The sequence below is a fragment of the Virgibacillus sp. DJP39 genome, from assembly GCF_049310925.1.
Lineage (GTDB): Bacteria > Bacillota > Bacilli > Bacillales > Amphibacillaceae > Virgibacillus_F.
On record NZ_JBMERP010000006.1, the window covers coordinates 70,698 to 83,732 of the forward strand.

The 13,035-nt window shown below is 37.7% G+C and carries 11 protein-coding genes; 1 reads left to right on the forward strand and 10 read right to left on the reverse strand.

Annotation, left to right across the window (positions count from 1 at the left end):
* Positions 1 to 53 precede the first annotated feature (53 nt).
* From ACOI1D_RS04130 to ACOI1D_RS04165, 8 genes are read right to left on the reverse strand one after another with little or no spacing between them, the layout of a single operon-like run.
* Complete coding sequence (locus ACOI1D_RS04130; protein WP_422499446.1) at positions 54 to 1,325, reverse strand: dihydrolipoamide acetyltransferase family protein; 1,272 nt, start codon at positions 1,323 to 1,325, stop codon at positions 54 to 56.
* Positions 1,326 to 1,348: 23 nt separating this feature from the next.
* Entirely contained in the window at positions 1,349 to 2,332 is a 984-nt protein-coding gene (locus ACOI1D_RS04135; protein ID WP_422499448.1) for an alpha-ketoacid dehydrogenase subunit beta, read from the reverse strand.
* A 15-nt stretch (positions 2,333 to 2,347) separates the two neighbouring features.
* Positions 2,348 to 3,340, reverse strand: coding sequence for a thiamine pyrophosphate-dependent dehydrogenase E1 component subunit alpha (locus tag ACOI1D_RS04140; RefSeq protein WP_422499450.1), 993 nt, complete (start codon positions 3,338 to 3,340; stop codon positions 2,348 to 2,350).
* A 56-nt stretch (positions 3,341 to 3,396) separates the two neighbouring features.
* Positions 3,397 to 4,818, reverse strand: coding sequence for a dihydrolipoyl dehydrogenase (gene lpdA / locus ACOI1D_RS04145; RefSeq protein ID WP_422499452.1), 1,422 nt, complete (start codon positions 4,816 to 4,818; stop codon positions 3,397 to 3,399).
* Between the two features lie 13 nt (positions 4,819 to 4,831).
* Entirely contained in the window at positions 4,832 to 5,923 is a 1,092-nt protein-coding gene (buk, locus tag ACOI1D_RS04150; RefSeq protein ID WP_422499454.1) for a butyrate kinase, read from the reverse strand.
* A 58-nt stretch (positions 5,924 to 5,981) separates the two neighbouring features.
* Positions 5,982 to 7,076, reverse strand: a complete 1,095-nt coding sequence (bcd, locus tag ACOI1D_RS04155) for a branched-chain amino acid dehydrogenase (protein ID WP_422499456.1) — start codon at positions 7,074 to 7,076, stop codon at positions 5,982 to 5,984.
* Between the two features lie 11 nt (positions 7,077 to 7,087).
* A complete protein-coding gene (gene yqiS, locus ACOI1D_RS04160; RefSeq protein WP_422499458.1) occupies positions 7,088 to 7,990 on the reverse strand; it encodes a phosphate butyryltransferase in 903 nt (300 codons plus the stop codon).
* Positions 7,991 to 8,045: 55 nt separating this feature from the next.
* Positions 8,046 to 10,121, reverse strand: coding sequence for a sigma 54-interacting transcriptional regulator (locus ACOI1D_RS04165; RefSeq protein ID WP_422499460.1), 2,076 nt, complete (start codon positions 10,119 to 10,121; stop codon positions 8,046 to 8,048).
* 136 nt (positions 10,122 to 10,257) lie between these two features.
* On the opposite strand from ACOI1D_RS04165, the gene ACOI1D_RS04170 reads away from it, so the two are divergent.
* Positions 10,258 to 10,494, forward strand: coding sequence for a DUF2627 domain-containing protein (locus ACOI1D_RS04170; protein WP_422499462.1), 237 nt, complete (start codon positions 10,258 to 10,260; stop codon positions 10,492 to 10,494).
* Between the two features lie 46 nt (positions 10,495 to 10,540).
* Here ACOI1D_RS04170 and spo0A read toward each other — a convergent pair whose 3' ends face one another.
* Both spo0A and spoIVB read right to left on the reverse strand, forming a co-directional pair.
* Complete coding sequence (gene spo0A, locus ACOI1D_RS04175) at positions 10,541 to 11,362, reverse strand: sporulation transcription factor Spo0A (protein ID WP_422499464.1); 822 nt, start codon at positions 11,360 to 11,362, stop codon at positions 10,541 to 10,543.
* Between the two features lie 207 nt (positions 11,363 to 11,569).
* The gene (gene spoIVB / locus ACOI1D_RS04180; protein ID WP_422499466.1) at positions 11,570 to 12,850 is read right to left on the reverse strand and encodes a SpoIVB peptidase; all 1,281 of its coding nucleotides are present in this window, start codon (positions 12,848 to 12,850) and stop codon (positions 11,570 to 11,572) included.
* Positions 12,851 to 13,035 lie beyond the last annotated feature (185 nt).

The window sequence follows — 13,035 nt, forward strand, 5'->3', positions numbered from 1 at the left end:
ACTATCTCTAGCTTATCAATTTTAAGGCAAGATTTCAATTCAAACTAACTGACCTAGTACAGGTTCGTGTTTTCTTTGTTCATGTTTTCTAATATCTCTTTAACTCGAGCTAAGAAATTACCACAAACCAGACCGTCTAAAATGCGATGATCCAGAGATAGTGAAAGATTCACCATATCTCTAGCAGCAAACATGTCGTTAATGATCATTGGACGCTTAACAATCGATTCAACCTGCAAAATTGCTGCTTGTGGATGGTTGATTACACCCATCGAATGGATCGAACCAAATGAACCAGTATTATTAACTGTGAAGGTTCCACCCTGCATGTCAGCTGATGTCAACTTACCAGAACGAGCCTTTCCAGCCAATTCGGAAATATCTTTTGCAATTCCTTTAATACTCTTCTCGTCAGCGTGTTTAATAACTGGGACAAATAATTCCTGGTCCTTAGCCACAGCTATCGACAAATGAATATCTTTTTTCTGAATGATTTTGTCGCCAGCCCACATACTGTTTAATTGTGGGTATTCTTTTAAAGCTTGGGCAACAGCTTTTACAAAAAAGGCAAAAAACGTTAACCCAAATCCTTCATTTTGTTTAAATTCATTCTTAACTTTATTACGGTAGGTTACAAGATCTGTCACATCTACTTCTACAGTCATCCAGGCGTGTGGAATTTCTGTCGTTGAGCGCACCATATTTTGCGCAATCATCTTTCGTACACCAGTGACAGGAATTTCAATATCACCTGCCTGAGAAGTTGGTGCTGGAGAAGAAGGTTTTGGAGCAGCCTGATCGGACTTTTCTGCTTTAACAGTATCAAGACTAGCTTCACTTTCTTTTGGAACTTCCCCAGAAGTGATAATTTTTTCTATATCTTTTCTAGTAATTCTTCCACCTTTTCCGGTGCCTGATACCTGAGTTAAATCAATGTCATTGTCTTGAGCCATTCGCAACACAGCTGGAGAGTACCGTTTTTTCATAGATTGATCTTTTGTCTCTTCATCAGTTTGGATTTCTTCTACTTGTTCAGGAGTTTCATCAGTAGTAGTAGAGCCCCCGGTTGACACCGTAGATCCACCTTCTGTTTCGATATAACACATTAGTTCTCCAACCTCGATAGTTTCGCCCTCTTGTGCAACGAGCTCTTTAATTACACCGGTAAAAGAAGATGGTACCTCAGCATTGACCTTGTCTGTCATTACTTCTGCGATCGGATCATATTTATTTACCTTATCTCCAACTTTAACAAGCCAAGCACTGATTGTTCCCTCTGTAACACTTTCGCCTAGTTGAGGCATATTTATTTTCTCAGAAGCCATTTAGTGACCCTCCTTTAATTCCATTAAAATTCTGCTAGTTCACGTATTGCCTTTTCTACTTTATCTGGATTGATCATAAAGAACTTCTCCATTTTGGGTGAGTATGGCATTGCAGGAACATCAGGACCTGCAAGACGTTGAACAGGTGCATCCAAATCAAACAAACAATTTTCAGCAATAATAGCTGCGACTTCACCGATAATACTTCCTTCTTTATTGTCCTCAGTAATCAATAGTACCTTTCCAGTCTTTTTAGCAGCTTCAATAATTCCCTCTTTATCTAATGGATAAATTGTACGTAAATCTAATATATGTGCATCAATACCTTCTTCAGCTAACTTTTCAGCTGCCTGCAGTGCAAAATGTACCGCTAAACCATAGGTGATTATCGTTACGTCTGAACCTTCTCGTTTAACATCTGCTTTTCCTAGTGGAAGGACATAATCATCCTCAGGGACCTCCCCTTTAAGTAGGCGGTACGCTCGTTTATGCTCGAAAAAGAGAACCGGATCGTTGTCACGAATAGATGCCTTTAGTAATCCCTTTACATCGTACGGTGTAGACGGCATAACTATTTTTAAACCTGGTTGGTTTGCAAAGATTGCTTCAACTGATTGTGAATGGTATAAAGCGCCATGGACTCCCCCACCGTATGGGGCACGTATAGTCATCGGGGCACTCCAATCATTATTCGAGCGATATCGAATTTTAGCTGCTTCTGAGATGATTTGATTTACTGCCGGCATAATAAAATCAGCAAATTGCATCTCAGCTACTGGCCGCATTCCATACATAGCCGCGCCAATTCCTACACCAGCTATTGCTGATTCTGCAAGTGGTGTGTCAAGAACACGTGCATCACCAAATTCATCGTACAAACCCTTGGTAGCTCCAAATACGCCACCTTTCTTACCAACATCTTCTCCTAAAATAAAAACTTTCTCGTCACGTTGCATCTCTTCTCTTAATGCTGTTGTTACAGCTTGTATATATGACATTACTGGCATTTTACAGTTCCCTCCTTACTCTTCATATACAAATCTTAAAGCACTCTCTGGTTCCGCATATGGTGCATTTTCTGCATAGTCTGTTGCTTCGTTTACGATATCGACAATTTCTGCATTTAATTCTTTTTCAACCTCATCCGTTAATATCCCTGCGTCTTTCAAATAGGCAGCAAAGGTTATAATAGAATCTTTCTTCTTTGCCTCTTCTACCTCTTTACTTTCTCGATACTGACTGTCATCGTCATCACTTGAATGCGCAGTTAAACGATAGGTTACAGCCTCAATTAACGTTGGGCCGTCACCTTTGACTGCACGTTCTCTTGCCTCTTTAACAGCCTCATAGACAGCCAATGGATCATTACCGTCTACAGTTATACCTGGCATCCCATAACCAATTGCACGGTCTGAGACGTTTTTTGCCGCTACTTGCCTTTCTATTGGTACTGAAATTGCATATTTATTATTTTCAACCATTGTTATTACTGGAAGCTTATGTACACCAGCAAAATTCAAACCTTCATGAAAGTCACCTTGATTCGAAGAACCTTCCCCAAGAGTCACCAACGAAACAATCTTCTTTCCTTCCATCTTTGCAGCTAAGCCAACACCCACAGCATGCGGAAGTTGAGTTGTCACAGGAGACGATCCAGTTAAAATTCTGTTTTTCTTTTGTCCAAAATGTCCTGGCATTTGACGTCCACCGGAATTTGGATCTTCTTGTTTAGCAAAACCAGATAACATTAATTCTCTAGCTGTCATACCAAAAGCAAGAACTACCCCCATATCCCGGTAATATGGTGCCACATAATCCTCTTCTCGATTTAACGCAAAAGACGCCCCCACTTGAGCTGCTTCCTGTCCTTGACAAGAAATAACAAATGGAATTTTCCCTGCTCTGTTCAATAACCACATTCTTTCGTCAATTTTCCTTGCTAAAAGCATTGTTTTAAACATTTCTAATGCCTGATCATCAGTTAATCCTAATGCTTGGTGGCGATTCTTTGCCATTTATAGTCCCTCCTTTATTTTCTAAGCCCTGACCCGATGTTCAGTCGTCTCAGCTTTTAACCATGTATTTGTTTTCCATCCACTGCTAGAGCCGCTTCGCCAATCACTTCAGAAAGGGTAGGATGTGGGTGAATGGTTTCTGCGATTTCCCAAGGTGTTGCATCTAGAACTTTTGCAAGACCTGCTTCAGAAATCATATCCGTAACATGTGGACCTATCATGTGACACCCTAATAAATCATCTGTTTTTTTATCTGCAATAATTTTCACGAAACCATCTGACTCACCGTGAACCAATGCTTTACCAACTGCCTGGAAAGGAAACTTGCCAACCTTGATATCATATCCTTGTTCCTTAGCCTGCTTTTCAGTAAGCCCGACACTAGCAACTTCTGGGTTAGAATAGATGCACGTTGGTATGTTTTCATATTTAATTGGTAGAGGGTTATGATTTCCCATATGTTCTACTGCCACAATTCCTTCATGTGAAGCAACATGAGCCAATTGCATACCACCAATGACATCTCCAATTGCATAAATATGTGTCTCTTTCGTTTGATAAACGTTATTTGTTTGGATAAATCCTTTTTCAATAACTATATCCGTGTTTTCGATACCAATGTTTGTTGTATTTGCTTCACGTCCAACAGAAACTAACATTTTCTCCGCTTCGAAGGTTTGGTTTTCGCCACCAATTTCAGCCTCAACACGAACACCGTTCTCTACTGATAGGGTGTCAGATAAAACTTTAGCGCTTTTCACAAAAGTAATTCCTTTTTTCTTAAGAAGTTTTTCAGCCTCTTTTGCAATTGCAGCGTCTTCAGTCGGTAAAATCTGGTCTAAATACTCAATAACAGTAACTTCTATCCCGAAGTCAGCAAGCATTGACGCCCACTCAATTCCGATTACTCCACCACCTACAATGATGATTGAATTGGGCAACTCTTCCATATGTAGCGCTTCATCTGAAGTCATTACATATTTCCCGTCGATTTCAAGTCCAGGAAGAGATTTCGGTCTGGAGCCAGTTGCAATTAGTACATTTTTCGGTACAATCATTGTGTTTTCATCACCGTTTGCATATTCAATTGAAATTGTACCTGGCATAGGAGAAAAAATACTAGGTCCAAGAATACGACCAAAGCCTTCAAATACATCTATTTTCCCCTTTTTCATTAGTCCCTGCACACCTTGATGGAGTGTGTTAACAATCTTATCTTTTCTCTCTTGTACCTTGGTGAAATTTAAAGTTGTATCATTAGTATCTATCCCATACTGACTTGCTTCTTTTGTTTGCCTGAAAACTTCTGCACTACGAAGTAACGCCTTAGAAGGTATACAACCACGGTGTAAACATGTTCCACCAAGGTCGCCCTTTTCAACAATTGCTACTTGCATTCCTAGCTGAGATGCTCTTATTGCAGCTACATATCCTCCCGTTCCCCCACCGAGGATAACGAGATCGTATTCTTTTGCCATACATCATTCACTCCTATTGTTGTTGAGTAGCAGGATAAATCATAGGTTCTTCTTCTTTACGAAGTACCCTCAATGTTCCTTCTGTTAATGCCTGTAGTTCATTTTCACCTGGATAGACAATTACGTCAGCGATCCAATCGATTCTTTTCGAAATCATTTTTAAAAAGGTTTTTCCATAAGCAAGGCCACCAGTTAGCACAATTGCATCGACTTTCCCTTCTAACACAGCACTCATAGAACCTATTTCCTTAGCAATCTGATATGCCATTGCTTCATAGACATTAATTGCCTCTTGATCACCTTTTTCGATTCTATGTTCAACTTCAACTGCATCACTTGTTTGCAAATACGCCATAAGTCCGCCCTTGCCTACTAATTTTTTCATCACTTCATCCAGGTAATATTGACCTGAGTAGCACAATGCAACCAAATCACCAGCTGGTACAGTACCAGCGCGCTCAGGAGAAAATGGTCCATCGCCATGCAAGCCATTGTTCACGTCAACTACTTTTCCCTTTTTATGTGCTCCCACTGTGATTCCCCCACCCATGTGGGTAACAATTAAATTAACCTCGCTATAAGCCATATTAATATCTTCTGCCGCTCGTCTTGCGACTGCTTTTTGGTTTAGAGCATGAAAAATACTTTTTCTCGGTATTTCAGGAACACCAGAATAACGCGCTATATCCTCAAATTCATCTACGACTACAGGATCCACAATGTAGGCTGGAATGTTAAGGCCATTAGCAATTTCACTTGCAATAATGCCCCCTAAATTTGATGCGTGTTCACCGTTAAGTCCTTGTCTTAAATCATTAAGCATTGCGGCGTTCACTTCATACGTTCCACCTTCTATTGGTCTTAGCAAACCGCCACGACCACAAACAGCACTTAATTTAGAAATGTTAATACCTTCATGATCCAATTGATTTAGAATGATATTTTTTCTGAAATCATATTGATCAATTATACGATTGTACGTTGCTACTTCATCAGCATCGTGACGAATAGTTTTTTCAAAGATACAGGTTTCATTGTCAAAAACACCTATCTTTGTTGAAGTTGACCCTGGGTTTATTACTAAAATGCGAAAGAGTTGTTGCAATGCTGTTAACCTCCGTTACATATTCTGCATGTGGCACCGTTAGCGTACAGTAAACCACCTATCTTCTACTTAATGTGTGATGTCCGTTTAATAAAAACTGGCTACGGGAATCCCTAACGGATGCAATCCGCTCTTCAGCCATACGATCAGCTGCGACATATGTCGGGATATTATCACGTCTGGAAATATCAAATATTTTTAATAGGATGCCATATATGGATTCTACATTTTTCATTGCTCTTGCTGCATTATAACCATTTAGCTCATCAGCTACGTTGATTACTCCGCCTGAATTGATAACATAATCTGGTGCATAGACAATACCCATCTCATGTATAATGTCCCCGTGTTTAGTAGATTTAAGTTGATTATTAGCTGAACCTGCAATCACTTTGGCTTTAAATTGCGGAATAGTTTCATCATTTATCGTTGCACCAAGAGCGCATGGAGAATAAATATCGCAGTCAACTCCATATATGTCATCTGGATCCACTGCTTTTGCCCCAAATGCATTTACCGCCCGATCAACAGCTACTTTGTTTATATCAGTAACGATTAAGTTGGCACCTTCCTCATGCAAATATTCACAAAGTGTATATGCAACATTACCAACACCTTGGACAGCTATTGTTTTTCCTTCTAATGAATCACTGCCAAATGCCTCCATTGCAGCTGCTTTCATCCCTTTATACGTTCCATAAGCTGTAACAGGCGATGGATTACCTGAAGAACCAAACTCAGGTGAAACCCCTGTTACAAAGTCGGTTTCCATGTGAATTAAATCCATGTCTTCTACAGTTGTACCAACGTCTTCAGCAGTAATATAGCGTCCATTTAACCCTTGAATGTATCTACCAAAAGCGCGGAATAGTTCAGGATTTTTATCCTTTTTAGGATCTCCAATAATTACTGTTTTACCTCCACCTAAGTTTAAGCCTGCAGCTGCATTTTTATAAGTCATTCCTTTAGCTAAACGAAGTGCATCCTCTATTGCGGCAGCTTCCGTTGGATACGTCCACATTCTAGTCCCGCCAAGTGCAGGACCCAGAGTGGTATCATGAATTGCTATAATTGCTTTCAACCCCGAATTTTTATCCTGACAAAAAACCAATTGCTCATAATCATATTTTTCCATGTAAGTAAAAATTTCCATTGTTGTTCCTCCTAGAATTTTTTTAATGAGGCTAGTGCAAGTGAAAGTGAATGTAACTTGGTTGCTGCAGAATCTGCACGTGATGTTAAGACAATTGGTGCACTTGCACCGCTTACAACCGCTGCTACTTTTGCATTAGCAAAATACATAAATGATTTATATAAAGCGTTTCCGACTTCAATCGTTGGAACAGCTATAATATCCGCAAACCCGGCAACCTCTGATTGGATATCTTTTAGTTCAGCAGCATGAGATGATATCGCGTTATCAAATGCCAGCGGACCATCAACAATGCAGTTTCTGATTTGATTTCGCTTTTGCATTTGTGTTAATAGTGCCGCATCTACAGTAGCTTGCATACTTGGATTTATTACTTCAACCGCTGCAAGCGCTGCTACCTTTGGGCAATCTATTCCTACGCCCCTTGCTATTTGCACTGCATTATTGATTATTTCAGCTTTTTCCATTAATGTTGGTGCAATATTCATTCCTGAATCTGTTAAGAATAATAAGCGATCCTGGTTAGGTATTTCAAAAAGAGCTACATGTGATAAAATTTTGCCTGTCCTTAGTCCATACTCCTTATTCAGCACAGCTTTTAAAAGAGACTTTGATGAAATATTACCTTTCATTAAAATATCTGCTTTCTTCTGATGAATAGCCTCAACCGCTGCACGCGCTGAATCATTTTCTTCATTAACAACCTTTAAGTCAGATGATGACAAATCTAATCCTATGCTATTAGAAATAGTACGTATATCATTTTCATTTCCAAAAAGGATGAATGAGCATAAACTTTCTGTTAACGCTTCTTTTACTGCTTTAAGAACTTCTTCATCTGCGGCATTAGCTACAGATACAATTTTTCCAGTTTCATTTTTTGCACTTCGCGTTAAATCACTTAATGTTTTCATCTGTTCCCTCCAACCTTATTGGAAGCGCTTTAATTTTTTGTTTCGTTAACTAAAGTTACGTGAAATCTTTCATATTTGTTTTTTCTATCCGATACTTGTCCATTTTATAATATAAATTCCGAATAGAAATATTAAGCTCCTTTGCTGTCTTTGTTTTATTATAATGGTTTGCGTGATAAACCTGTTTTATATATGTTTCCTCAAAATTTTCAACTGCGTCCTGCAGTGTGCCGTTATTTGTCTCGAAACGCTCGACATCCTGTGAATGAATTGCGTTATCTGGATTCAGGCTAGGAATGTGTTTTAGTTTTATAACTTCCTCATTAATATCCATATAAATTAAAGCACGTCCCAAAACATTTTCTAACTCCCGTACATTTCCAGGCCAATTATACGACTTGAGAAAATCCATAGCTTCAAGGTTAATTCTGCGCACATTTCTTCCATAGTCCTGATTTATTTTATGAATTAGATGGGGGATTAACTCTGTCAAATCCTCTACTCTTTCATGTAGTGAAGGAATAAATATTGGTAAACGGTTCAATCTGTAATACAAATCTTCACGAAAAGTCTTTTTCATTATAGCTTTTTCTAAATTAGCGTTTGTGGCTGTTATAATGCGAACATTAATAGCAATGGGTTCAATCCCACCAACGCGCACAATTTCATTATCCTGGAGCACTCTTAATAATTTGGCTTGCATAGGTAAAGATAATTCACTGATCTCATCCAGAAAAATACTCCCCATATTTGCTTCCTCAAACAAACCAGCTTTCCCACCACGCTTTGATCCGGAAAAAGCACCTTCTACATAACCAAACAATTCACTCTCAAGAACGGAATCTTCAAAAGCAGCACAGTTCACACGGATAAACTTGTTATGTTTTCTATCGCTTTCATTGTGAATAGCATGAGCAAAAAGTTCTTTTCCAGTTCCAGATTCACCACGTAGTAATACAATAGCAGGTGTTTTTGCACCGACCTTAGCTTGTTCAAGTGCAAGCTTAAGTTCAGGTGAGGAACCAATTATATCATCGAACGTATATTTAGCTTCCAGATTCCTAATAATTTGTCTTGCCCGCTTTAACTCACTTGTAAGGGCCTTTATCTCGGAAACATCATGCAAAACACCGACACTACCTTTTATTTTACCATCAACAATTACAGGAGCAACATTGACAAGAACATCCTTTTTCGCAGATCCAACCTTCATTCTCACTCCACGAACTGGACGTCGTGTATGTAAAACCTTCATATGCATACTTTCACCTTCTGAAATATCAACAGTTGCGGGTTTGCCTATAATATCTGATTTTGTTAAACCAGTAATCCTGGAATATGCAGGATTAATCATTAATCCATTTCCATTTTCGTCAACAACAGTTATTGCTTCATCAGATGATTGAATAATTGCTTCTAACATTATTTTAATTTCTTTTAAATCTGTATTTTCTTCTGCCAGATTAACTACTTCCGTAATATCCTTGAATACTGCGAATGCACCGACTAGTTCATCTTCGGAATTAATGATAGGTATTCTTGTGGTAATAATCTTTTTATTGTTTTCGAGGATTAATTCCTGGTTAACTTCTTTTCTTCGACTTCTAATAACAAAAGGAAGTCTCGAATTTTCAATAACTTCTTGAATCGGCCTGTTTAGGAAATCCTGTTTGGCTACTTCTATTATTCGCTCAGCACTCTTATTAATAAACTGGACTATACCCTGCCCGTTCACTACTATCATTCCATCACGAATATTATTAAGAATCAGTTTTTGATTATCCATTTCCATTTTCAGCCGCTCTAACAACGACTCTTTTTCTTCCATTAATTCTGCGATAATAAATGCAACTGAACCCGGAATTACAACTGTCTTTCTATTGCGAGCCTCGATAATATCTTCTAAAACAGACTCATTTCCAGTTGCTTCAATGATGATATCTATGTCATCATTGACCCACTTTTTCCAATCTGCACCTGTATGTATGCCATATTCATTTGCAAGTTTTAATCCTATAGCCTGGCTGTTTGAATCAATTACTCCAACAATTTGCATCCGATCTATTTTTGATAAAATCTTTATGAATGCAGTTCCACCTTTACCAGCACCAATTATAAGCACTCGCTTCATTTGATCCCACCTTGCAATTTTTTGCACATATATATTGTACGATAATCTGCAGGTTTTGGCAAATAAAAATTGTTCCTATTTTTAAATGGCTTTGCTATACTGAAGATAACATATGATTTAAAAGGAGTTTCTCAATATGCGAATTATTGCAGTATTATTTCTTGTCATTCCAGGAATTATTTCTGCTTATGGAATTAAATTGATGCGTGATTCATTATTTGATGATTTATATCCTCTATTTTTTCACGTGGGAGTCCAATTTTTTATTGGATTTATTTTTTTAGTGGGCGGTATTGCTTTTATAGGAGGTTTTATTGTACATCGAGACAGAAAACGTCAATACGACACAAAAAACACAAATATGAAAAGTTAACTAAAATGATGGTCCTATAATTACATAGAACCATCATTTTTTCATATTAACTTACTTTATGTTCTAACCTTAATCGGTCAGCAACCATTGCGATGAACTCTGAATTTGTCGGTTTTGCTTTTGAGACACTAATTGTATAGCCAAATAACTCTGAAATGGAGTCGATATTACCTCTACTCCATGCAACCTCTATTGCATGTCTTATTGCACGCTCTACTCTTGACGCGGTAGTGTTGAATTTTTTTGCAATATCAGGATAGAGCACTTTTGTAATTGATCCAAGCAACTCAATGTCATTGTAAACCATGGTAATTGCTTCTCGTAAATACATATATCCTTTTATGTGTGCTGGCACACCAATTTCATGAATTATATTCGTAATATTTGCTTCTAGATCTTTCTTTTGTTTCCCTTTTCTGTTGGTACTATTATTTAGTTGTGACGGTTTATTATTTCTGCCTTGCACCTGCTGAATTTGATCAGCTAAGTTATCTAAATCAAAAGGTTTTAATATAAAATAGGCAGCACCCAGATCAACTGCTTTTTTCATTACTTCTTCTTGTCCAAAGGCCGTTAGCATAATTACATTTGGATATTTTGCTCTTTCTGACCTTCGAATAGATTGTAGAACAGCTAACCCGTCAACATGGGGCATAATTATATCTAAAATTAATACGTCTGGCTCTAATTCCTCAAGCATTTCTAAGCAGTCTCTTCCGTTATTTGCAGTTCCAATAACCTCTATATCATCCTGACCATCGAAATACTCCTCCATAACCTGAACCAATTCCCGATTGTCATCAACTAAACACACTGATATTTTCTTTGCCTTTTCCACTTTGTTTCCTCCCTTATGTAATTTAAACATTTCCCACGCTATACTTTCGACATGAATTCCGCATATCCTTCTTTAAAGGAAAAAAACTTTATTTTTTTTAAACTTTTCTTTATTTTCCTTAGTTTTTCTTCAGTATTCTATTGTATATGATAAAAAATGACAAATTACAGTTGCGTTTGTCGAAAAATAAAACGAAAACAGTTTGCACCAGAAATATCTGATGCAAACTGTTTTCGTTTAACTAGCTTTTTTCTTTTTGTCATAAATATTAATACCTGCTTCTTGTAGCATCCATTCGATGTGAACACCATATCCAGACGTTGGGTCGTTAACAAAAACATGTGTAACGGCTCCAATCACCTTACCGTTTTGAATGATTGGACTGCCACTCATACCCTGAACAATTCCACCTGTCTTTTCTAATAATTCTTTATCAGTTATCTTAATGATCATGCCCTTTGTTGCTGGGAATTTTTGTGGGACACTGCTTACAACCTCAACATCGAATTCTTCAACTTTCTCACCTTCAATTACTGTTAAAATTGTTGCAGGACCTTCTTTTACTTCATGTGATAAAGCTATTGGCATAGGTTTATTAAATTTCCCCTTATCTATACCTTCACTTAATTCACCAAATATACCATATGCACTATTTTTAGTGATTGTTCCTATTTTAGCTGCATCAGCCATAAATTCAGCTTGTTTTTCACCTGGGGTCCCATTAGTTCCCGGGTCAATTGATGTCACTGTAGAATTAACTATTGCTCCATTGTAAATCTCAATTGGTTTTTGTGTATCCATATCAGATATTACATGTCCTAAAGCTCCATACTTTTTGGATTTGGGATGATAAAACGTCATGGTCCCTATCCCTGCTGCTGAATCTCTGATATAGAGTCCAATACGAAATTCATCGTCTTTTTCATCCTTTACCGGTGTTAATTCAGTGTGGATTTTGTCGTCTCCACGCTTAATTGTTACATCTAATGTTTCGTTTGCCTTTCCTGCTTTTTCAACGTACGGTTTAACATCACTCATTTTCTTTATTGAATCCCCATTAATTTTTAAAATTATGTCACCGACCTTAATGTTTGCTTCTTCCCCTGGCGACGATTTATTTGTCCCGGTAATTCGATGATGACCAACCACAAGTACACCTACTGTATGAAGTTGTACACCTATAGATTGACCACCAGGAACCACTTTAAAATCTTCTAAAACATTTACGTCAACTTTCTTAATTGGAATACCAGCAACTGAATAGAGAAGTTGTTCATTCCCTGCCGACATCTTTTTAAAATCATTGGAACTTATCGCCTGTATTGCTTCCTCTTTATTGGATTCGATGTTAACCGATTTCCCCAAACTTGGAACAGCAATTGGTGAATTATTGTTGAAGGTGACAATAGTATTGGGAATAGAAAGGTAATTCTGTACTGGTGTATAAAAAGGCGCCATTATTAGCGCAACGAAAAGCAAAAACCCTAGCCATACTCTGATGTTTTTTCTAGACTTCAATCATTCCACTCTCCTCATGTTCCTAACCCCAATCTTTTGTCTGTACTTCTAATTTGACCGAACAAGGGTGTTTTTAAACTGGTTAATAATAAGTAAACATGTGTATCATTACCTATAAAATTATTGCATAGAGGAATTGTAAATAAATCTGATTTTTTTGGATATACTTTTTAAAAGAAATGAAG